General features: G+C 61.4%; 21 protein-coding genes and 1 pseudogene. 11 read left to right on the top strand and 11 right to left on the bottom strand.

Going from position 1 to position 20337, the window contains the following annotated elements; translation table 11 throughout:
* Positions 1-4: 4 nt before the first annotated feature.
* The 7 genes and pseudogenes from AC1RMF_RS17965 to AC1RMF_RS17935 all read right to left on the bottom strand — a co-directional run bounded on the left by AC1RMF_RS17965 (position 5) and on the right by AC1RMF_RS17935 (position 8921).
* Positions 5-688: a DUF2894 domain-containing protein gene (locus tag AC1RMF_RS17965; RefSeq protein ID WP_493143256.1), complete on the bottom strand. Its 684-nt coding sequence runs from the start codon at positions 686-688 to the stop codon at positions 5-7.
* Entirely contained in the window at positions 663-1304 is a 642-nt protein-coding gene (locus AC1RMF_RS17960) for an OmpA family protein (protein WP_493143255.1), read from the bottom strand. The genes AC1RMF_RS17965 and AC1RMF_RS17960 overlap by 26 nt, the downstream gene beginning before the upstream one ends.
* Positions 1304-3274: a hypothetical protein gene (locus AC1RMF_RS17955; protein WP_493143254.1), complete on the bottom strand. Its 1971-nt coding sequence runs from the start codon at positions 3272-3274 to the stop codon at positions 1304-1306. Before AC1RMF_RS17955 ends, AC1RMF_RS17960 begins: the two co-directional genes overlap by 1 nt.
* Positions 3271-4089, bottom strand: a complete 819-nt coding sequence (locus tag AC1RMF_RS17950) for a DUF3348 domain-containing protein (RefSeq protein WP_493143252.1) — start codon at positions 4087-4089, stop codon at positions 3271-3273. The genes AC1RMF_RS17955 and AC1RMF_RS17950 overlap by 4 nt, the downstream gene beginning before the upstream one ends.
* Positions 4090-4300: 211 nt before the next feature.
* Positions 4301-5935 carry an acyl CoA:acetate/3-ketoacid CoA transferase gene (locus AC1RMF_RS17945; protein ID WP_493143251.1) on the bottom strand — a complete coding sequence of 545 codons (1635 nt, stop codon included), beginning with the start codon at positions 5933-5935 and terminating at the stop codon, positions 4301-4303.
* Positions 5936-5941: 6 nt separating this feature from the next.
* Positions 5942-7342, bottom strand: a complete 1401-nt coding sequence (locus AC1RMF_RS17940; protein ID WP_493143249.1) for a GntP family permease — start codon at positions 7340-7342, stop codon at positions 5942-5944.
* A gap of 173 nt (positions 7343-7515) precedes the next feature.
* Positions 7516-8921: pseudogene (locus AC1RMF_RS17935) on the bottom strand (sigma-54 interaction domain-containing protein).
* A 358-nt stretch (positions 8922-9279) separates the two neighbouring features.
* Between AC1RMF_RS17935 and AC1RMF_RS17930 the strand changes: the two are divergent.
* Positions 9280-9723, top strand: coding sequence for a hypothetical protein (locus AC1RMF_RS17930; protein ID WP_493143247.1), 444 nt, complete (start codon positions 9280-9282; stop codon positions 9721-9723).
* Positions 9724-9802: 79 nt separating this feature from the next.
* Positions 9803-10114, top strand: coding sequence for a hypothetical protein (locus AC1RMF_RS17925; RefSeq protein ID WP_493143246.1), 312 nt, complete (start codon positions 9803-9805; stop codon positions 10112-10114).
* Here AC1RMF_RS17925 and AC1RMF_RS17920 read toward each other — a convergent pair.
* Positions 10111-10803, bottom strand: coding sequence for a dienelactone hydrolase family protein (locus tag AC1RMF_RS17920; protein ID WP_493143244.1), 693 nt, complete (start codon positions 10801-10803; stop codon positions 10111-10113). The two genes, AC1RMF_RS17925 and AC1RMF_RS17920, sit on opposite strands and share 4 nt — an antisense overlap.
* Positions 10804-10943: 140 nt before the next feature.
* On the opposite strand from AC1RMF_RS17920, the gene AC1RMF_RS17915 reads away from it, so the two are divergent.
* The gene (locus AC1RMF_RS17915) at positions 10944-11399 is read left to right on the top strand and encodes a universal stress protein (protein WP_493143242.1); all 456 of its coding nucleotides are present in this window, start codon (positions 10944-10946) and stop codon (positions 11397-11399) included.
* Positions 11400-11427: 28 nt separating this feature from the next.
* Here AC1RMF_RS17915 and AC1RMF_RS17910 read toward each other — a convergent pair whose 3' ends face one another.
* Positions 11428-12636, bottom strand: coding sequence for a multidrug effflux MFS transporter (locus tag AC1RMF_RS17910; protein WP_493143240.1), 1209 nt, complete (start codon positions 12634-12636; stop codon positions 11428-11430).
* 150 nt (positions 12637-12786) lie between these two features.
* Between AC1RMF_RS17910 and AC1RMF_RS17905 the strand changes: the two genes are divergently transcribed.
* The 4 genes from AC1RMF_RS17905 to AC1RMF_RS17890 all read left to right on the top strand — a co-directional run bounded on the left by AC1RMF_RS17905 (position 12787) and on the right by AC1RMF_RS17890 (position 16862).
* Positions 12787-14124 carry a TAXI family TRAP transporter solute-binding subunit gene (locus AC1RMF_RS17905; protein ID WP_342619374.1) on the top strand — a complete coding sequence of 446 codons (1338 nt, stop codon included), beginning with the start codon at positions 12787-12789 and terminating at the stop codon, positions 14122-14124.
* A 2-nt stretch (positions 14125-14126) separates the two neighbouring features.
* A complete protein-coding gene (locus AC1RMF_RS17900; protein WP_493143237.1) occupies positions 14127-16286 on the top strand; it encodes an FUSC family protein in 2160 nt (719 codons plus the stop codon).
* A gap of 82 nt (positions 16287-16368) precedes the next feature.
* Positions 16369-16593, top strand: coding sequence for an FmdB family zinc ribbon protein (locus AC1RMF_RS17895; RefSeq protein ID WP_342619372.1), 225 nt, complete (start codon positions 16369-16371; stop codon positions 16591-16593).
* A 20-nt stretch (positions 16594-16613) separates the two neighbouring features.
* Complete coding sequence (locus AC1RMF_RS17890) at positions 16614-16862, top strand: DUF3297 family protein (RefSeq protein ID WP_342619371.1); 249 nt, start codon at positions 16614-16616, stop codon at positions 16860-16862.
* Positions 16863-16892: 30 nt separating this feature from the next.
* Here the strand turns inward: AC1RMF_RS17890 and AC1RMF_RS17885 are convergent, their stop codons facing one another.
* Positions 16893-17357 carry a hypothetical protein gene (locus AC1RMF_RS17885; RefSeq protein WP_493143235.1) on the bottom strand — a complete coding sequence of 155 codons (465 nt, stop codon included), beginning with the start codon at positions 17355-17357 and terminating at the stop codon, positions 16893-16895.
* 97 nt (positions 17358-17454) lie between these two features.
* A complete protein-coding gene (locus AC1RMF_RS17880; RefSeq protein WP_342619369.1) occupies positions 17455-18180 on the bottom strand; it encodes an aldolase in 726 nt (241 codons plus the stop codon).
* Positions 18181-18337: 157 nt separating this feature from the next.
* Between AC1RMF_RS17880 and AC1RMF_RS17875 the strand changes: the two genes are divergently transcribed.
* From AC1RMF_RS17875 to AC1RMF_RS17860, 4 genes are read left to right on the top strand one after another with little or no spacing between them, the layout of a single operon-like run.
* On the top strand, positions 18338-18706 hold the full coding sequence (locus AC1RMF_RS17875) for an ArsR/SmtB family transcription factor (protein WP_342619368.1): 369 nt from the start codon (positions 18338-18340) through the stop codon (positions 18704-18706).
* Positions 18703-19200: an SRPBCC family protein gene (locus AC1RMF_RS17870; protein WP_342619367.1), complete on the top strand. Its 498-nt coding sequence runs from the start codon at positions 18703-18705 to the stop codon at positions 19198-19200. The genes AC1RMF_RS17875 and AC1RMF_RS17870 overlap by 4 nt, the downstream gene beginning before the upstream one ends.
* A 20-nt stretch (positions 19201-19220) precedes the next feature.
* Positions 19221-19886, top strand: coding sequence for a glutathione S-transferase family protein (locus AC1RMF_RS17865; protein ID WP_493143232.1), 666 nt, complete (start codon positions 19221-19223; stop codon positions 19884-19886).
* Between the two features lie 12 nt (positions 19887-19898).
* Positions 19899-20336, top strand: coding sequence for a VOC family protein (locus AC1RMF_RS17860; RefSeq protein WP_493143230.1), 438 nt, complete (start codon positions 19899-19901; stop codon positions 20334-20336).
* The last annotated feature ends 1 nt before the right edge of the window (position 20337 follow it).

The following is a 20337-nucleotide window of genomic DNA, read 5'->3' as shown; positions in this document are numbered from 1 at the left end:
CTACCTACTTCGCCGCAGGCCGCGTGCGTCGCGGTTTGGCGGCAGGGAGTGTGGTCTTTTCGCTTTGCTCCAGACACAGCAAGGCATCGGCGTACGACATGAAGCGGTTCATGTAGTCGGGCGAGATGTCCCGCATCAAGGCCAGTGAGCGCAATACCAGCATGTGGGAGTTGATCGGGCCGGCATTCTTGGGGGCCTGATCCAGCGCTTGCCGCAGTTGCTTGTCGGTACTGAGACGGGACCAGGTCTTTCTGAATTTGCGTACCGATTTCAATTCAGGGCGTGCCGTGGCATCGGCACGCTGCGCCAGCGCATCAGATGCATCCCGGGAATCGGCAGAATATTGTGACAAACTGTGAACCAAGGCCCGCAGCGGTGACATTGCGGATGCTGCGCCGGTCGCCTGTGCGCCATCGTGCACAGACGGCGGTTGGTTCTGGTCCAGGCGGGACTGCAACTCTTGCAGCGCCCGGATCAGTTTGGCTTCCAGCATGCGCTTCACCGGCTCCTGCTGTTTCTGCACCCTGGTGGCCAGCAGGTCCAGATAGTGCAGGCGCACCTGTTCCCGTTGTGCACCACTGTGCTGACGCAAGGCCGCAATCTGTGCACACCAGTCCGGCGCGGGTGACGCCAATTCCGGCAAGGCATCGGCAGACTGCGTGCTATTGCTGGGGTGCTGCGCTGTCATGCGGTGCCTTGGGCACGGGGGCCATTTCCACGCGCCGGTTCTGTGCGCGCGCGGCCTCGTTCACATTGGGTGTGACGGGTTGTTCGGAGCCAAAGGCGGCTGCGAAGACCATGGAGGAGGGCATGCCCGCATCAATCAGGGTGCGTGTCACCGTGAGCGCGCGTTGGGCCGACAACTCCCAGTTGTCTTCGAACTGGCTGGTGCTGCGCACCGATTTGTCATCGGTGAAGCCGCTGACCATCAGCAACTCATCACGTGCGGTCAGATACGCCTTCAGCGGCGTGACCAGGCTGACCAGCAACTGGCGTCCCTCGGGCTGCAACTGGTCCGAGTTCAGCGAGAACAGCACACGGCCGCTGATGCCGATGCGCCCGTTGTTCAAGGTGATGCGCCCCGAGGCCAGTGGAATGGCCAGCGCTTTTTCCAGCGACATACGGCGCTGCTCTTCCTGCTGGCGCTTCTTCACTTCGTCCTGCAGATGCGTGGTCAATTGCAGCTGCACCACCAGCACGCCCACCAGCAGGAGCACAAAGGCTCCCAGCAGGCCGGACATCAGATCGCCGAAGACCGCCCAGACCGGCGCGGTCTGCTCCAGCCCTGCGTCATGCTCTTCCATCACGCGGCCTCATCCGCCAGGGCTGCCTGCTTGGCCGGGAGCTGGCGCAATTCTTCGACCACCTCTTTCTGCGACATGATGCTCAGGTCAATGATCTCGCGCGCCTGGGCCACGTAGTAGGCCAGCTGGTCGTCGCTGCGGGCCATGGACTTGTCCAGCGCGTCTTCGATGCGCTGCAGGCTGCCAATGAGCTTCTCGTTGGCGTCGTTGAAGGAGCGCACTGCAAAGCCAAAGGTCTCCCCCAGCGCCGATACTTCCACGGCACTGCTGGTGACGCCGGCTGATATGTCTGCCAGCTTGGCGGCCTCGGCGGCCGTCTGGTCGGCAAACTGGTTGCTGGCCGCTTGCAGCACCTGGGCCGACGAGGAAACCAGCGCATCGATGACGCCACGCTGCTCCGCTGAGGCATGGTGGATGGATGCCAGCAGCCCGTTCAGTGTTTCCAGAATGCGGCCGCGCTCCTCCAGCAATTCGTTGTCGCGGGATGCGCTGTTGGATACCTCCTGACGCAGCTTGCCGATCACGTCTGCTGCTGCGCGAGGTGCCTCGGATGCGGTCGCTATGAGGCGGGCAATTGGTTCTTCCAGCGCGGTGCCCAAGGTGGTCAGATGGGTGCGCACGGCGGTTTGCAGCGCGTCCAGTCGCTCGACGGCGGCGTTGCCGCGCTCTGCTTCCTGGTCGCGCAAGGCTCCCAGCTCGGTGCGCCACAGTTCCAGCAACTGCGCCATCTGTGCGCCATGCGTTTGCGTCCATGCGGCTTCGGAGGCGATGCGGCTTTGCACCAGTTCTTCGGAGCTGGCCAGCAAACGGGTGATTTCGGCAAGAGTGCTCTCGTTGCGGATTTGTGCGTCTGCGGCAGCCTGTTGCGTGGTCTGTGCCAGCGAGTCCAGCGATCCCTTCCATTGCTGCAGCCGCTCGGCTTCGTTCTGCGTCTGGTCGGCTTGCAAAGCGGCATAGGCATGCTTGACCTCCTGCAGCAAGGCTCCAGATCGTTGCGCATGCGACGCACCAAATGCTTCCAGTTGCTCGCGGGTGGTGGCAACCAGGCGCTCGTGCATTTGCTGGGCTTCGGTGGCAATGCCCGCCATGGCGGCCTGTACCACGGGTTGCAGGCTCTGCCCGGCAACTTGCGCGCTGTGCAGCAGGGTCTCGCGCAGCGATTGGTCCACGGAATGTGCCAACTCGCTGTAGACGCCCTGGATGTTGCTGTGAAAGCTTTCCTGGTTGCTGAGCAGCCGCTCGTTGAGCTGCAGGCTCATATGGTGCATCTGCTGCATCAAGTCCTGCAGCTTGTCCACCACCTGGGGCAAGGCCTGGGACTGCAGTTGCAGTGCCTTCAGCGTTTCCTGTTTTTGGTGGGTCAGCGAGAAGGGGCGCAGCTGCTGCGCAATCCGGGTCTCCAGCAGCTGTGCCGCAAATGCCCGCTCGCGCCGGCTCATGGCCGACATCAGACCCAGCATGGCCGAGGAAGCCACCCCGGCCACCGAAGTACCAAAGGCCAGGCCCAGGCCCTTGATGGGCGTGGCAAATGCGCTGCGGATGGCTTGCAGGTCGGAGGTGCCCTCCAGCGCGAACACGGCACCATTGAGTGTGACCACCATGCCGAGGAAGGTGCCCAGCATGCCCAGCATCACCAACAGGCCCAGCAGATAAGGAGTGAGCGCCGGCCCCGGCAGGCCAACACGCTCGCCCTCGATGCGTAAGCGCACCGGGTTCTGCAATGAGGAATGGACTCCGGCCAACCAGCTGCCCAGGTCGGATAGTCCTTCCGGGATGGCTGCCAGTGCAGTGGTCAGGCTGGCAGTTGCGTGGCGGAAGTCGCGCAGCTCCCGTGCGCCGTAGGCGTAGATGGCGCCTATGAGCAGCGTCATGGTCAGCGCCAGGGTGTTGGTGCCCAGAAAGCCAAACGCAACCCAGGCAACGGCCAGGGCGCCCAGGGCAAAGGCGCCGGTGAAAAAGTGTCTGTTCATGAAAAGGTGGGTATTTCGTTATCGAGGGCTTCCATCAGCCCCACGGTGGGTTGCAGGCGCAGATCCAGCTCTGCGAGCAATACGCTTTGCATTTCCTGCGCAAAGCGCGTGAGCCATCCGTCGGCTTGCGTCCAAAGGTCGGGATTGTCCTCCAGCCCGGTTGCGGCTTGCGCATCCTGGTGTGCCTTGCGCAATCGCTTGAAGCGCTGCTCCAGCAGGGCGGGCACCTTGGCCAGCAGCATGGCTTCGCGCTCTTGCAGAATGCCGTCGAACGCCGCGTCCAGCGCCGCCAGCTGTTGCAGCGTGGGTGACAGGTCAGCCAATGCGCTGCGCACCTTGGCGCGCAGAGGTTTGATCTTCAGTTCCATCTCGCGCTGATGGGCGACGTAGTAGCGCTTGTAGGGCTCGTAGGCACCGGCCAATTCAGCCGGCATGCCGCGCTTGGGACGGGGCAGGCTGGTGCGTGCTGCGCCGGGTTTGGCGCTGCTGTCTGCGCCCGCGTGCAGTGTCTTTTCCAATGCCGCACGTGCGTGGGTGAATGCCTCGCGCACATGCGCTGCGATCTGCGAAGGCTTCACACTGCTTGTGTCTGCTGTAGTGGGTGCGGCGGCATTGTGCGCGGCACGCAAGCTGATGGCGTCGGCAATATGAATCCACTGCGCCAGCTTCTCGGCAAAGGCGGCACGCGACTCCTCCGCATCCAGTTCCACCAGATCGGCAAGAACTCGGACAAAGCTTGTGCTGTGCAAGTGGGTACGCGCCAAAGTCCGCGTCATATCGAAGGGGTCATCTGCATTCAAAAACGTCTGTGCCATGGCGAACCGGCCCGCGATACCCAAGGGAATCGCTGCGCGCATTCCACGCTTGCAGGGCTGTATTCAGGGGGGTGTCTGGGGCAAAGACAGGATGTCTGGCATCCCGTGTGCACCGGCAATCACACATGTTCGGGAGGAGGATTTTATCCTACGCCATCTCGCTCATACAGGCACAGGCGGTGCCTCGTTGCAAACGCCTTTCCCAGGCGGTTTACAGGAGTTGGTGGCGCAGGCCCATGGGTTCGTCGTGGAAGATGCGCGCTTCCATGAGCCGGGGGGAGCCTTGCATGGCGGGAACAAAGTCCATGTGGTCCAGGATGTCACGCTGCAGGTCAATGCCGGGGGCGATTTCAATCAACTCCAGCCCTTCGCTGCCAAGCTGAAAGACACAGCGCTCGGTGATGTACAGAACCGGTTTGCCGCGTGCCCATGCGATGGCGCCGCTGAAGGTACGGTGTTCGACTGCATGCAGGAACTTGCGGGAGCTTCCTTCCTGCTGGATGTGCACCCGTCCTCGCGCAATCGACAGTTCCAGTTGCCCCGCGGTGAATGTGCCGACAAAGACCACCCGTCTGGCGTTCTGGCTGATGTTGATGAAGCCACCAGCGCCGGCCAACTTGTTGCCGAACCGGGACACATTGATGTTGCCCTCTCGGTCTGCCTGTGCAAGGCCGAGAAAGGCGACATCCAGTCCGCCGCCGTCATAGAAGTCAAACTGGCTGGGTTGGTCGATGATGGCCTGAGCATTGGTGGCAGCGCCGAAATTCAATCCCCCAGCGGGAATGCCCCCAATCACGCCGGGCTCGGTGGTGAGGGTCATGAGGTCTGCGATGTTTTCTTCTGCTGCCACCGCGGCCAGCCCTTCGGGCATGCCGATACCGAGGTTGACTACGTCATTGGCTTTTATCTCCATGGCGGCGCGGCGCGCAATGATCTTGCGCGCATCGAGCTTCATCGCAGGCAGGGCATGGTCAGGCTGGCGGATCTCCGAGGCAAAGACAGCGCTGTAGGGCTCCACAAAAGTCTGCTGGTGGTACGCGGGCTTCTCGGCAACGACAACGCAGTCCACCAATACCCCAGGCACTTTGACCTGGCGCGGGTTGAGCGAATGGCGTTCGGCAATGCGTTCAACCTGGGCGATGACAATGCCTCCGCTGTTATGGGCCGCCATGGCAATGGCTTGCGCCTCCAGGGTGAGGGCTTCGCGCTCCATGGTGATATTGCCATCGGCGTCAGCGGTGGTGCCCCGTATCAGGCCGACATGGATGGGGAAGGCCTTGTAGAACAGGTACTCCTGGCCATCGAGCTCCATGAGTCTTACCAGCTCCGTTCCACATTGCCGGGTTTTTTCATTGAGCTTGCCGCCGCCATGGCGCGGGTCGACGAAAGTGCCCAGTCCCACGTGGGTCAGTGTGCCCGGCTTGCCTGCAGCAATGTCACGGAACAGATGGCAGATGACACCCTGGGGCAAGTTCCAGGCCTCGATCAGGTTGTTCAAGGCCAGATGTTGGAGCTTGGGCACCAAACCCCAATGCCCACCCACCACGCGACGCACCAGACCCGGGTGACCCAGGTGGTTGAGACCGCGCTCCTGCCCATCGCCCTGACCCGCTGCATACACCAGGGTCAGGTTGCGGGGATGGCCCGCAGAGGAGTCGCTGGCACGCTGCCCTTCAAGAAACAGCGTTTCAATGGCAACTGCCAGGTTTTCTGCGAAGCCGATACCCACAAAGCCGCCTGTGGCTACCGTGTCGCCATCCCGTATCAACTGGGCCGCCTGGCGCGCGCTGACGACCTTGCCGGTGGGGCTGCCGCGCAGCGTGGCGGTCATTGCCTGTGTCTGCATGCGGACCTACACAAGTCCGGTCAGGTAGTAGACGGCAATCACCACGAATACCGCCGTCGTCTTGAGTGCGGTGATGGCGAAAATGTCGCGATAGGCCACGCGGTGTGTGAGTCCGGTGACGGCCAGCAGGGTGATGACGGCGCCGTTGTGCGGCAAGGTGTCCATGCCGCCGCTGGCCATGGAGGCCACGCGGTGCAGCACCTCCAGCGGAATGCCCGTGTTGTTGGCCGCCTGGATGAAGAAGTCGGACATGGCCGCCAGTGCAATGCCCATGCCGCCGGATGCCGAACCTGTGATGCCCGCCAGCGAGGTGACGGTGATGGCTTCGTTGATCAGCGGGTTGGGTATGGATTGCAGGGCGTTGGCGACCACCAGAAATCCGGGCAGGGCGGCGATGATGGCACCGAATCCGTACTCGGAAGCGGTGTTCATGGAGGCCAGCAACGCACCTGCAATGGCACTTTTGGTGCCCTCCGCAAACTTGGCAATCACCCGTTTGTATGCGAACACGATGACCGACAGAATGCCCACCAGCAGCGCGCCCTCCACTGCCCAGATGGCGGCCACCTTGGTGACGTCCTGCGTGACGGGCGTGGCCTTGCCGATGACGGCCGGAATGAACTCGACCGATTTGCCATAGACCTTGGGAATGAGGTCGGTGAACAGGCGGTTGGTTGCGCCGACGAGGACCAGCGGAAGAATGGCCACCCAGGGGTTGGCGAGTTTTTCGGAATGGTCGAACGGCTCCGGTTCGTTGCTGTGTCCCGTGCCATAGCCTTCACCTGCAGCCAGCGCACTGCGGCGGCGCCATTCCAGATAGGCCATGCCGGCGAAGAAGATGAACAGTGCGCCTATGCTTCCAAGCCAGGGTGCTGCATAGATATTGGTCTTGAAGAATGTGGTGGGGATCACATTCTGGATCTGGGGCGTGCCTGGCAGCGAGTCCATGGTGAAGCTGAAGGCCCCTAACGCAATGGTGCCCGGAATCAGTCGCTTGGGAATATCGCTCTGACGGAACATTTCCGCTGCAAAGGGGTACACGGCAAAGACCACCACGAACAGCGATACGCCACCATAGGTGAGCAAGGCGCAGACCAGCACGATGGACAGCATGGCACGTCCACTGCCCAGCATCTGGATCACCGAAGAAACAATGGCCTTGGAAAAGCCCGAGAGCTCAATGACTTTGCCAAACACGGCGCCCAACAGGAATACCGGGAAGTAGCTTTTGACAAACCCCACCATCTTGTCCATGAACAAACCGGTGAACATGGGCGCGACCATGCCGGGGTCGGTCAGCAGCACGGCGCCCAGAGCAGCCACCGGGGCAAACAATATGACGCTGTAGCCTCGGTAGGCAACAAACATCAGAAAGCATAGGGCTGCCAGAACAATCAAAAATGCCATAGATATCTCCTCGTTATGCAATCACACAACCCGTGTGAAGTGCTGGGACTTTGCAAAAGTCTTGCCAGTCAAAATGCGGGGGATTCGTCACGGGTAAACCCTGCGTTTAGAGGGTTTTGTCCTGCAATGTGTCTGGCGCACCGGACGGCGTGTCCGCTTCTCCGGATGTCTTTTCAGGAAAGCCCGTGCAGCGTCACCTTTTCATACAGGCTGGTCCGCGATATGCCCAGCTGCTGTGCTGCACGCGTGCGATTGCCAGCACATGCAAGCAGTGCTTGCGCTATGGCAATTTTTTCGGCATTGCGCAAGGTATCGGTTAACGTGAACGCTGCGGCAGCTACTGGTTCTGCAGGGTTAGGGGCGGCTGCTGGGAGCACTGCGTTCACCGCTTCCAGGGTGATCGTGTCTGCATCGCTCATCAGAAGCACCCGTTCCAGAATGTTGCTCAACTCCCGAACGTTGCCGGGCCAGGCATGCTGTGCCAGCCGATTCAGCGCGTCGGGCGTGATTTCCCGAGGGGGCAGCCTGAGCTTTTGCGTCAGGCTGTCCAACAGATGCTCGCACAGGGCGGGCAAGTCCGAAGTCCGCTCCCGTAGTGGTGGCACGTGTAGGCTGACTACGTTGAGGCGGTAAAACAGGTCGGGGCGAAAGCGACCTGCGGCCATCTCGACCTGCAGGTCACAACTGGTCGCTGCAACAATGCGCACGTCGACGGTCTCCAGTCGATTGGAGCCCAGTGCCTCGAATTCCCCTTCCTGCAATACGCGCAGCAACTTGGCCTGGACGGCGGCAGACATGTCGCCAATTTCATCCAGAAACAGCGTGCCACCATTTGCCATCTTGAATTTGCCTTCGCGCCCCTTGCGGTCAGCGCCCGTGAATGCACCGGCAGCGTGGCCGAAGAATTCGGATTCCAGCAGGTTCTCCGGAATGGCCGCGATATTGACGGCAACAAAGGGCTTGCTGGCGCGGTCACTGGCGTTGTGTATGGCCTGGGCGAGCAACTCTTTGCCCGTGCCCGTTTCACCCTGGATCAGCACGGCAGCGTTGGAGCGCGCGGCGCGGCGCGGCGCGCCTGGAGCTTGAGCTGAATGCAGGCGGGTGAACCGCCGACGATGCTGCCGAGTGTGTACTTGGCTCGGCGCGCCAGTGCAAGCTTGTTCTGTGCATCCGAATAGTCTTGCCGGAGTCGGTTGTAGCGACCGACAAGAGGCGCCAGTCCCAAAGCATTGTCGAGCAGAATAATTCCGATCGCACCGATGATGTTGTGGTCGCCGTCGCGCAGAGGCAGGCGCACCACGACAAAGCTCTCAGATCCAAACTCCATGATGTCCAGCATGATCGGGCGACCGGTTTCCACCACGGTGCGCATCAGGCTATTGGGCAATATTTGCTCCACCGGTTTACCGATGGTCCCAGCGAGATCGGTGATGCCCAGGCGATGGGGGTAGCGCTCGTTCATCCACACTATGCGGGCGTCCTTGTCCACAATGAGTGCACCTTCGCACATGGTGGCAATGTGACCAAGCAGGGAGTCTGTGGCGACTTGCAACAGCTTTCGGACCTCGTCCGACTCCATGGATTTGTCTGTCGCCAATAAAGAGAAGGATGCTTCGAATCGATCGGAAGATCTCAATGTCGGTACCTGACTCATCAACTTGCTCCGCTTCCAGATTCACCGCAAGTTGCGGCCCGTGCATTGTGTTTGTCCGGGCCTTGGGCACGGTGATTGCTAAGTGGGATTTACAGTGTGAAGACTTCTGTTGTCTTCTAATTTGCCGGATCGGCACAGCAATCGACCCCGCATGTTTCCAAGCGAACTTTCACCCTCGGTGATGCGGTCGCCGCGATTGGGCATGAGGCCCGGCTTGAACGGGTTCCGCGTCTTCCGGTTGCACGCCTGGCAATTTGCCAAAGTCTCATTGGAGGAGAAAGCAATGGATGTGCATTTCCGCTACCGCAGGTCACACAAGGGAGCAAGCCGCAGCGACCAGTCGCCCCGACTGGAGAAGGTCGCCTCTGTGATGAATGCACCTGAAGGCGTTGTCTATGAATTCAGCAAATACCTCCTCTCCGCCGTCACCTCTGACTTTCCTGAACAGCAGCCGCAACTCTGCGATGCGGCGCTGCAAGACATAGGCAAACTGGAGAGAGGCGAGATCGATGCTGCTGAATGGGGTGGGAAATATTTCTCACACTTTCTCACGCGCTCCCAAGCGACCTTTGAACATGTGGTCTATGGTGAAAGCGCAAGCTGGCCGCTTTGGTCGTGCACGCTGGGGCAATACAAGGCTGTGTTGCAAGGGTGGCGTCAATTCATGGAAATGCCCGCTGACATCGACAGCCATTTAACCGTTGCATTGCCAGTTGGCAGACCCTGAGCCTTGCGTTTGACACGCCGTTGGTGGGCAGCAGCCCCACGCAGATGAGGGCATCTGCCGCTGGGTGCAAAATCGGCGCATGCAACGTGTTCTGGAATCGCTGGCATTTGCCTTGCGCAAATTGCTCAAACTCACTTTCGTCGCGCTGGTGACTGTGCTGGTGTTGTGCCTGGTCGCAATCGGCATCGCCGTTCTGGCATTTGTCGTATTGCGCGCGCTGTTGACGGGGCGTAGGCCGCAGGTGGGCGCGACCTTCACGCGGTTCAAGCAGGCCGCGCGACCCTTTCATCAAGGGGCGTGGTCCGCAGGCGCCGGGCGGCGTCCTGCGTCAGCCGATGTGGTGGACGTGGAGGCAACGGAAGTGCCGAGCGTCCAGATCGAAGGCCGTTAGCCCAAGGTTCGACCGAAGAAGCGCAGCGTGCGATCCCAGGCTTGCTGAGCCCACACCGGATCGAACTGCGTGGCCGGAATGCGACCGGGACCTACCGCAGTTTCGTTGGCAAAGGCATGATGCGCCAGATAGCGGTGGAACTCCAGGTTGACATCCGCCGCACGCAACTTGTCTTCCAGCAGATTCACCGTTTCCGCCTTGAAGAACTCGTCCTGCGTGGCCCAATGGCCGAGGATGGGAGCGCGGATCTTGCTGGCGTCGATGTACTCCAGTGGAGGGCAACCGTACCAGACCACACCGGCATCAATTTCCGGGGATTGCGTAAGTGCCAGCAGCGTCAAAGCGCCGCCCATGCAGAAGCCGGTCACGCCCACCTTGGACGTGCGGGCCTTGAGAAACTGCACTGCGCCACGAATGTCCTGTGACGCCGCGTCGGCAAAATCCAGTCCCGACATCAGGTGGTGCGCCTCTTCTGCTTCCACGGTGGAATTGCCCCGGTACAGGTCTGGCACCAACGCCTGGTACCCCGCAGTTGCCAACCGGTCTGCCACGCCGCGGATCTGCGCGTTCAGACCCCACCATTCCTGGATCACCACCACGCCTGGAGCGCCCGCGGCCTGTGCCGGTTCAGCGAGGTAGCCCTGCACCGTCTTGCCGTCGGGGCGTTGAAAATTGATTGAAGATCCCATGTCTCTCTCCTCTTGAAATAGACCACAACGGCGTGCATGCTGCCACGGTTTTGCATTTTGTGCCGAAGGTTGCGAATTCTGTTACCCCGGGAACTTGAAACTGCATACACTGGTTCATGACTAAAACAAAGGAGCGCGCCATGAAGCTGTTGTTGCCCGTGGATGGATCGGAGTTTTCATTGGAGGCCGTACGGTTTGCCATCCGTCTGGTGGCAGATGGGTTGCGCGCAGACGTGGTTCTGGCCAATGTGCAGGAACCAGCCAATCTGTACGAGCTGATCGTGGCCCACAACCCGGAAGTGATTGAGCAGGTCAGTGCCGATGCCGGTATGCATGCCTTGCGATCTGCCCAGGCATTGCTGGAAGCCGCCGGCATTGCCTACGAAAGCGAAGTCGCCCAGGGCGACCCTGCGCATACCATTGTGGACATCGTGGAGCGCTTTGGCTGCCAGATGGTGATCATGGGCGCACGCGGCCAGAGCGGATTGCGTCGGGCCTTGATGGGCTCGGTGTCCAACGAAGTGCTCCACGCCTGTCCGGTCCCGGTGTTGATCGCACAGCCGCAAAGCCCAGCGGAGGTGGAACCTCAGGAATAGGCAGCTACGGGCGCATAGGCCGCGCCGCTCAGGCGATCGGCTGGTGTGGCTTGTCGGCGCGATGTCCGCGCAGAGTGATTGCAGTCAGCAGCAACGTAACCAGGGCGGAGCCTGCGATACCGACCAACATGGGGCGGGCCGTGCCATCCACGAACAGTCCCACCAGGGCCATGACGGCAGCTCCGGTCATGAACTGCAGTGTGCCCATCAGCGCGGAGGCCGTGCCGGCGATCTCTCCATGCTCGTCCAGCGCCAGCACGGCAGCCGAAGGCATCACCAGACCCAGAAAACCATAGCCAATGAAGAGCAGGGCAATGATCAGAGGAAGTCCTTCGAACCCGGCCCAATGCAGCGCCATCAGCAGCGTCATCACTGCCGCGTAGCAGGCTACGCCGCCACGCACCAAAGGCACCATGCCAAAGCGCTTGACCATGCGGCCGGTGAGTTGCGACATGCCGATGAAGGACGCAGCGTTGGCGGCAAAGGCAAAGCTGTACTCGCGCGGTGTCAGGCCGTAGTGGTTGATGAGAACAAAGGACGAGTTGGCCAGGTAGGCGAAAAAGCTGGAGATGCCAAAGCCGCCAATCAGCACCAGTCCGATGAAATGGCCGTCACGCAGCAGCACGCCGTATCCGCGCAGGGCGCTGCCCACACTGCTGCCGATACGACTTTCCTTTGAGCGGGTTTCTGGCAGCGCCATGGCCAGCAGCACCATTGCGAGCACCGCCGCCACCGTAACGGCCCAGAACACTGCACGCCAGCCGCTCCATTCGATCAGAAAACTGCCAAACAGGGGCGCCAGAATGGGTGACACGCTGAACACCAGGGTCAGCAGCGCCATCAGGCGTGCCGCCTCCGGCCCGGTGTGCAGGTCGCGCACCACTGCGCGCGGCACCACCATGCCAGCGCAAGCGCCTGTGCCCTGCACCAGGCGCCACAGAACCAGGGTCTGGATGTCAGGCGCCAGCGCGCAGCCCACACTGCCCACGGCGAAGATGACCAGTCCCCAATACAGGGGACGCTTGCGCCCAAACATGTCCGATGCCGGGCCATACACCATCTGCCCCAGTCCCAGGGCGATGAAGAAGGCCATCAGACTCATCTGGACGGCACCAGCCGAAGCGCCCAGGCTGCTGCCGATGGACGGCAGGGCAGGCAGGTACATGTCGATGGCAAAAGGTCCGATGGCTGACAACAGGCCAAGGACCATGGCAATTTGTAAGAAGTTGTTGTTCATGGTGATGCGCAGGGAACCGTGGAAGATAACAAAGAAGTCCAAGCCATGCGCGCGGGCGTGCGATAGGCCTGTTTGATGCAGGTTAGACTGCGCACACTTCCCCGCCCCTGCTGGGGCTGCCAACCAAACACGGGTGCCTTTGAGAGTCGTATGGGAAAAACAATAGCCTGGTTTCGCCGCTTTTCCTGGAGGGATGCGTTGGCCTCCGCCCTGCCGGTCGCAGCGGCAGTCGCCGTGGCGGTGTGGGCTGCACTGCATTTCATCGACCCGGCACCGTCGCGCCATGTGGTGATCGCTACCGGCGCCGAAGATAGCGAGTACCTGGATTTTGCCAACCGCTACGCCAAGGAGTTGGCGCAGGACGGTGTGGAGCTGGAGGTGCAGTCGTCCGGTGGTGCGCTGGACAACGTCAAGCGGCTGCGGGACGAGGATGACGCGGCGCGCATTGCCTTCCTGCAGGATGGCTTGTCGGATACCGAGGAAAGTCGTGCCAGCGATTCCGATGTGGACCTGGTGTCGCTCGGCTCGGTGTCGTATGAGCCGATCTGGATTTTCTATCGTGACCGCCACCTACAGACGCGCCTGTCCGCACTCAAGGGGCAACGCATTGCGGTCGGCCCACCGGGCTCCGGCACCCATGTGTTCGCCCTGCGTCTGCTGCAGGCCAACGGCGTGGACGCCAAGAACAGCCGCTTCGTCACCGTGGGCCGGGCAGCGGCGCAAAAGCTGTTGCAGCAAGGGGAGGTCGATGCGGGCATCTTCATTGGAGCGCCTGAATCCGCGATGGTGCGCGAGCTGGTGGCAACACCCGGCATCCGCATCATGAACCTGGACCAGGCCGAGGCGTACACCCGGCAGTTCCCCTATTTGCACCACCTGGTGTTGCCGCACGGCGCATGGGATCTGGGCTCCAATCGGCCCGCACACGACCTGAATTTGCTGGCCACCACCACCACCGTAGTGGTCACCCAGAGTCTGCATCCCGCTCTGGTATCGCTGCTGCTCAAGGCCATGCAGAAGACCCATGGCGGAGCCGACCTGCTCAACGCACCCAAGGCCTTTCCTGCAGTCAAGGACACGGACTTTCCCCTGAGCAAGGATGCGGCCCGCTTCTACCAGTCCGGCCCGCCATTCCTGCAGCGGTATCTGCCTTTCTGGCTGGCCACGTTGGTAGATCGCGCGGCCCTGGCCATCATCCCCTTGTTGGCCATTCTGGTGCCGGTATTGCGTACCGCACCGGCGCTGTACGGTTGGCGTATTCGCCGGCGCATCTATCGCTGGTATGGCGAGCTCAAGTACTTGGAAATCCAGGTGCGCTCACCCGATGCATCCGAGTCGCGCGAAGAGTTGCTGCGCCAGTTGGACCAGATCGAGCACAAGGTCACCCATGCCGTATTGCCGCTGGCCTTTTCCGAGCACGCCTACATGCTCAAGGAGCATATTGATCTGGTCAGGCGGCAGATGCAGGCAGCGACTGCAGGAGCTTGACGGTGACTGGCAAAGCAACGGACATCAAGCCCCTGCTGCGCGGGCTGCTGAGTTACTACGTGGCCAATGGCGTGTCGGCGGCTCTGGGGTTGCTGCTGATTACCGGCGTGGTGCATTGGCTGCTGGGTGCGGCGGCTGCCGCGGCAACTTCCATAGGTGTCATCGTCTGCATCCCGCCCGACCAGGCCTCTCCCGTCAAGGGCAAGTTCTGGCACTTGCTGCCTGCGGCTGTGATGGGATTGCCTCTGTTCTTCGTGGTGCAGGCGCTACGCAATGCGCCGGTGTGGCTGGGGCTGGTGTTGGTACCGGCGACGTTTGTGGCGTTTCTGGGCGGCGCCTGGGGCAAGCGGGGATTGCCGATCGCGGTATCGCTGATGTTCGCCATGATTTTCTCCATGGCCTTTCCGGACCACTCCGGTGCAGGCGCACTGACCAGCTCACTCTACTTTGGGCTGGGCGCTGCGTTGTACCTGGTGTATTCGCCGTTGGCCAATCGCCTGCTCAACAGCCGCTACCGCACCCAGATGCTGGCCGATACCCTGATGGCTTTGGCCCAACTGATGCGTAGCCAGGCCGAGCAGTTCATGCGCATTGCGCAGGCCGACCGGCGCGACCCAGCACCCTTGATTGGCGTGCTGCTGCGCCAGCAGGCCGCGCTGACGGACCAGTTGCAGAGCGCGCGCGACATCGTGCTGGAGTCCCCGGATTCGCCGCCCAGGCAGCGGCTTGCCGGCATCCTGCTTCTCATCCTGGAGATGCGCGACCATTTGACCGCGTGTGAACTGGATCTGGATCTGCTGCGCGCATCGACGGGCAGTTTCCAGGCCATGCAGGGGCTGAGCGATGTGCTGCGGGACATTGCCCAGGACATGGAGGATCTGGCTGATGCCCTGCTGTTCCGGCGCACGCCGGCTCCCATCGTGGACCGGCGGCCACTGCTTGCGGCATTGTCCTGGGAGAGTGCGCCTGGCGTCGGAGATTCGCACATCACCGTCCTGGCCCGTGGCCTGGCCAACCGGGTTGGCAATCTCAGCGATGAAGCGATGCGCGCCAGCGCCCTGGCACGTGGTGCGGCAATGCCCGACTCGGAGCTGATCAAGCAGACCTGGCAGATGTTCGTCAGCAGCACCGCATGGTCGCTGCGTCCCTTTCTGACCGTGTGGCAGTGGGACGCGCCCACCATGCGCCACGCGATACGCGCTGCATTGGCCATCGGTTTTGCCTATGTGCTGGGTCTGGTGTTGCCATGGGGCACGCACGACTACTGGATCCTGCTCACCATCGTGGTGGTGCTGCGCGGCAGCCTGGCGCAGACGCTGGAGCGCCGCAACAGCCGCGTCATGGGCACCTTGATTGGTTGCGTGCTGGCGGGGCTGATCCTGGCTGCGCACGTCTCCGCGGTCACCATGCTGCTGGTGGTCACGGTGGCGCAGGCGATCGCCCATGCGCTGGCATTGCGGCGCTACCTGTTCACGGCCATCGCAGCCACGGTGCTGGGGCTGGTGCAGGCGCACATGATCAATGTGGGTGCCAGTCCGGTGTTTGATGAGTTGGAGCGTATTGCGGATACCCTGATGGGTGTGTCGATTGCCTGGGGTTTCAGCTACGTGCTGCCGTCCTGGGAGCGGCACCGCATATCCGCCTTGGTCGCACGGGCCCGGGCTGCGCAGGCCCGCTATGCGCGCATTTCACTGAACCTGGGCCGTGTACAAAGGCAGGAGAGTGCACCGGAACTGGAGTGGCGGCTGGCCCGGCGCGAATGCTATGAAACCCTGTCCGCCCTGGTGCAGGCCACTCAGCGCGCCCTGTTCGAACCGCGCGCCGTGCGTCCGCAATTGGAGCCGTTGGGTCGCATACTGGCGCTGAGCTACCAGCTGCTGGCGCAGCTCACTTCGATCAAGACCATGTTGCTGCTGCGCCGCGCAAGGCTGGAGCAGGATCGTATTGCCCAGCCCCTGGTCAACACGGCAGAGCGCATTGAGGCGGCACTGACGCGCGGCGTTTCGTCCGGGGTTGTGCCATGGGATGCCTCGGCCGCGCCCACGCAGCACATATTGCCGGACCCGTTTGAGGGAGACCTTACACCCTGGTTGCTGCGGCGCCTGGAGCTGGCATCGGGCCTTGCGGCTCAGATTGCCATGGTACGAGAGGATGCCGACTGACAGATGTTGCGGCCAAACGCCGGGGCTGGCAGTGGTACAGTTGCGCCCGCTATGCACCCCGTTGCGGGGGTAGGAGGATCACATGCCCATCTATGAATACGCCTGCAGCGATTGCGGCAAGGAATTCGAAACCTTGGTGCGCTCCGGCAGTACGCCCGAGTGCCCCGCTTGCCACTCCGTCAGCCTGGAAAAGAAGCTCTCTGTCTTCGCAACTACCGCAGTGACCGAGTCGGCCCCAGCCGTCCTGAGCGGACCCTGTGGCTCCTGCGGACATCCGGATGGTCCGGGCGCCTGCCAACTGCACTGAATCTGAAAGAGCCCATTCGCATGACTGAGTCAACCAATCGCCCTGAACTGCCGGACCACCTGTCCATTGACCCGCGCAGCCCGCATCACGTCGCTGCCATTTTTGAACACGATATCGGCATTCGCTTCAACGACAAGGAGCGCCATGACGTGGAAGAGTACTGCGTCAGCGAAGGATGGGTGCGGGTCCCGGCCGGCAAGACCCTGGACCGCAAAGGACGCCCGCTGCTGATCAAGATCAAAGGCAAGGTCGAGGCGTTCTACAAGTAAAGCCCCACCAAAGCAGGGCTGTAGCCAGCCCTACATGAACCAGTCGGGAAAGACGTAACGCGCTTGCGTGATGGCCGCGTCTCCCAGGACGGCCAGGTGGCTGGCCTCGTCTTCTTCCACTGGCTCGGTGGAACCGTAGCTGATGAGTTCGCGGTGGGTGTTGGCGTAGAGAATCTGGTCGCGCAAGGCGTGCGGCAGGTGCATCTGCTCACACCCCACCTGCATGGTCATGGAGCGGTGCCCTACCAGGCCGGTGGGTAGCAGGCCATGCAGGTACAAGACACCCAGACAGAGCGAGTGAATGCCCTCGTTGGCCATGAAGAACCGTCCCATGGCACTGAAATCCCGGTTCTTGGCATTGCGCACACAGCACACCGCGTTGGATAGCAGTCGGATTGCGGAGTATTCGTAGAACGTGGTCTTTCGAAGTTGCCCACTCCATACCAATACCTGGAGTTCCGTGGGCATGACCCTTTGCAATGTGGACGTGGTCATTCTGTGTGGCCCTCTTGGTTGCGTCACTGATTTCATCTAACTGGTTATCGGCTGTTCGCGCCTTAACCGTAGGGAAAAATGCAGTGGTACCAAGCGCCTACAGAGTCCTTCGCAAGGCGGCAAAGAACAGTTCAGACTGCAGCCGTTCGCCAATGGTCTGTTCCATGACCTTGTGGGCGATATCGGCCGCCACGGGAACCACGGGCGCACCGGTACTTTGGGCCAGTACCTGGACCTGACAGGCACGCTCCAGGTAATAGAGGTCGTCGTACGCATAGTCCATGCGCTGGGCGCAGACCACCACGCCATGGTTGCCAAGAAAGACCACATCAGCGCCCTGCATGGCGTTGGCAATGCGCTCTCCTTCGGATGTGTCCAGCGCCAGCCCGTTGTAGTGCGCGTCGGCGGCGACACGGCCATGAAATCGCATGGCGTTTTGCGACAGGCAGGTGTCCAGTGCGCGCCTGGCCGTGAGGGTAAGGGCCGTGGCATAGGGCATGTGGGTGTGCAGCACGCAGGCCTTGCCGGCAATGCGGTGGATGGCCGCGTGGATGAACATGGCAGTCGGCTCCACTGCGTGGCGCCCGGCCAGCTTGTTGCCGTGTACATCGATCAGCACGATGTCGTCGGCCTGTATCTCCTGCCAGAGCAGGCCGCGTGGATTGAGCAGAAAACGCCCGGATGCGTCGGGCAATTCCACACTAAAGTGGTTGCAGACACCCTCGGCCAAGCCATGAAAGGCTGCTGCGCGCAGCGCCAGCGCCAGGTCCTCACGCAATTGCGTCACGGTTTCGGATTCAAAGTCTTGCAAATGTTGGTTCATGGCCGCAGTCAAGAGGTAGTGAGTTGCCATTTTTGCACCATCCAGTGCGCAGATTGGTGGCGGGTGTCTCTAGACGATGTCGGTGATCATCGAAATTTCTTGACTTGTCTCAGGAAATTGCCTTTAATTTACCAATTGGTTAATTAAGAGGTTTGTTTTGCAACCACCCGACACCCTGAGCACCACCTTCGCCGCCCTTGCGGACCCGACGCGGCGCGCCATCCTGGCGCGGCTGTCGCAGGGAGAGGCCTCGGTGAGCGATCTGTCCAAGCCCTTTTCCATGAGCGCGCCGGCTGTGACCAAGCACCTCAAGGTGCTGCAGCGCGCCGGGCTCATCAGCCAGAGCCGGCAGGCTCAATGGCGTCCGTGCAAGCTGCAGGCCAAGCCGCTGATGGAGGCAGCCGACTGGGTTGCCCAGTACCGCCAGCACTGGGAAGAGCGCCTGGACCGGCTGGAGGACTATTTGCAAACCTTGCAGACCGATATCCCAACCACCGGTACCCCCACGAAGGAGAACATCCCATGAGCACCCCATTCAAGATCCAGCGCCTGCTCAAGGCGCCACGCCAACTGGTGTGGGACGTGTATTCGCAGGCCCAGCACCTTCCCCATTGGTTTGGCCCCAAGGGCAGCACCATGCCTTTCTGCGATCTGGACTTCCGCGTGGGGGGCACCTTCCACTACTCCATGAAGACTGCCGAGGGCATGGAGTTATGGGGTAAATGGCTGATTCGTGAAATCGTGGAGCCCGAGAAGATTGCTCTGATTCAATGCTTCTCGGACCCGCAGGGCAACGTCACCCGTAACCCCTGGACGTCCACCTGGCCGCTTTACACCCATTCGGTCACCACCTTGCAGGAGCAGGGCGACTCCACGCTGCTGACCATCGAGTGGGCAGCTCACGAAGCCACCGCAGAAGAGCAGGCGATGTTCGACGCAAGCCACGCCAGCATGACCCAGGGCTGGAGCGGCAATCTGGATGTGCTGGAAAGCTATCTGGCGTTATTGCAAACACCTTGAATGGGAACCAGGAAACCACCATGTCACTTACCCTTTACTACCACCCTTTGGCGTCCTTTTGCCACAAGGTCCTGATTGCCTTGTACGAGAACGGCGTTGCGTTTGATGCGCGCATCATTGATCTCGGAGCGGAACAGGACCGGGCGGAACTCGCGTCAATGTGGCCGTTCTGCAAGTTTCCCGTGCTGAAGGACAGCGCGCGCGGCCGCGATGTTCCGGAGTCATCCGTCATCATTGAATACCTGGACCGCTTCTTTCCCGGCAAGAGCCCGTTGCTTCCCGTTGATTTCGATGCGGCGTTGCAGGTGCGCCTGTGGGATCGCATATTCGACAACTACGTGCATGCGCCCATGCAAGACATCGTCATCGACCATATTCGCGGTGCCAAGGCGGACATGGGCGGCGCCCGGTCAACCATACAGACCGCGTACCGCTTGCTTGACAAGCAGCTGGCGTCTTCACTCTGGGCCGCAGGCGCAAACTTCAGTCTGGCCGACTGTGCCGCAGCCCCCGCCCTGTTCTACGCGCACACACTGGAGCCTTTTCCTGAGCAACTCGGGTACTTGCGCGCCTACTTCGACAGATTGATGGCGCGACCCTCTGTGCAACGGGTGCTGGCAGAGGCCAGACCCTACTTTCCCCTCTATCCGTTTCATGCCGCCATTCCCGCGCGGTTTCTTTCCTAAAAGGAGCACTTCATGGCACGTACCAGCACCTACCTCAATTTCAATGGCAATACCAAACAAGCCTTTGCGTTCTATTGCACGGTGTTTGGTGGCGAATTCAACGGTCCCGTGCACCGCTTCCGCGACGCACCCGCCGCACCTGGTCAGCCTACCATGCCAGCCGACACCGCCAACATGGTGATGCACATCGAGCTGAACTTGCTGGGTGGGCATGTGTTGATGGGGACTGACGCACCGCAGTCCATGGGCTTCAAGGTGGTGCAGGGCAACAACGTGCATATCAACCTGGAGCCCGACACCCGTGCCGAAGCCGAGCGTCTGTTCAACGCGCTGGCCGCCAGCGGCACGGTGGAAATGCCGCTGCAGGACATGTTCTGGGGCGCTTATTTCGGCAGCCTCACTGATAAGTTTGGCATCCACTGGATGATCAACTGCGTGGAAAAGGCCTGAA

It is taken from the genome of Rhodoferax sp. GW822-FHT04A08 (genome assembly GCF_058801025.1).
This window is presented reverse-complemented; position numbering and strand designations above follow the sequence as displayed.

Bases quoted from the DNA above. Each gene is read 5' to 3' on its own strand.
- AC1RMF_RS17965 (WP_493143256.1), bottom strand. From the start codon at position 688: ATGACAGCGCAGCACCCCAGCAATAGCACGCAGTCTGCCGATGCCTTG.
- AC1RMF_RS17960 (WP_493143255.1), bottom strand. From the start codon at position 1,304: ATGGAAGAGCATGACGCAGGGCTGGAGCAGACCGCGCCGGTCTGGGCG.
- AC1RMF_RS17955 (WP_493143254.1), bottom strand. From the start codon at position 3,274: ATGAACAGACACTTTTTCACCGGCGCCTTTGCCCTGGGCGCCCTGGCC.
- AC1RMF_RS17950 (WP_493143252.1), bottom strand. From the start codon at position 4,089: ATGGCACAGACGTTTTTGAATGCAGATGACCCCTTCGATATGACGCGG.
- AC1RMF_RS17945 (WP_493143251.1), bottom strand. From the start codon at position 5,935: ATGCAGACACAGGCAATGACCGCCACGCTGCGCGGCAGCCCCACCGGC.
- AC1RMF_RS17940 (WP_493143249.1), bottom strand. From the start codon at position 7,342: ATGGCATTTTTGATTGTTCTGGCAGCCCTATGCTTTCTGATGTTTGTT.
- AC1RMF_RS17930 (WP_493143247.1), top strand. From the start codon at position 9,280: ATGGATGTGCATTTCCGCTACCGCAGGTCACACAAGGGAGCAAGCCGC.
- AC1RMF_RS17925 (WP_493143246.1), top strand. From the start codon at position 9,803: ATGCAACGTGTTCTGGAATCGCTGGCATTTGCCTTGCGCAAATTGCTC.
- AC1RMF_RS17920 (WP_493143244.1), bottom strand. From the start codon at position 10,803: ATGGGATCTTCAATCAATTTTCAACGCCCCGACGGCAAGACGGTGCAG.
- AC1RMF_RS17915 (WP_493143242.1), top strand. From the start codon at position 10,944: ATGAAGCTGTTGTTGCCCGTGGATGGATCGGAGTTTTCATTGGAGGCC.
- AC1RMF_RS17910 (WP_493143240.1), bottom strand. From the start codon at position 12,636: ATGAACAACAACTTCTTACAAATTGCCATGGTCCTTGGCCTGTTGTCA.
- AC1RMF_RS17905 (WP_342619374.1), top strand. From the start codon at position 12,787: ATGGGAAAAACAATAGCCTGGTTTCGCCGCTTTTCCTGGAGGGATGCG.
- AC1RMF_RS17895 (WP_342619372.1), top strand. From the start codon at position 16,369: ATGCCCATCTATGAATACGCCTGCAGCGATTGCGGCAAGGAATTCGAA.
- AC1RMF_RS17890 (WP_342619371.1), top strand. From the start codon at position 16,614: ATGACTGAGTCAACCAATCGCCCTGAACTGCCGGACCACCTGTCCATT.
- AC1RMF_RS17885 (WP_493143235.1), bottom strand. From the start codon at position 17,357: ATGACCACGTCCACATTGCAAAGGGTCATGCCCACGGAACTCCAGGTA.
- AC1RMF_RS17880 (WP_342619369.1), bottom strand. From the start codon at position 18,180: ATGAACCAACATTTGCAAGACTTTGAATCCGAAACCGTGACGCAATTG.
- AC1RMF_RS17870 (WP_342619367.1), top strand. From the start codon at position 18,703: ATGAGCACCCCATTCAAGATCCAGCGCCTGCTCAAGGCGCCACGCCAA.
- AC1RMF_RS17865 (WP_493143232.1), top strand. From the start codon at position 19,221: ATGTCACTTACCCTTTACTACCACCCTTTGGCGTCCTTTTGCCACAAG.
- AC1RMF_RS17860 (WP_493143230.1), top strand. From the start codon at position 19,899: ATGGCACGTACCAGCACCTACCTCAATTTCAATGGCAATACCAAACAA.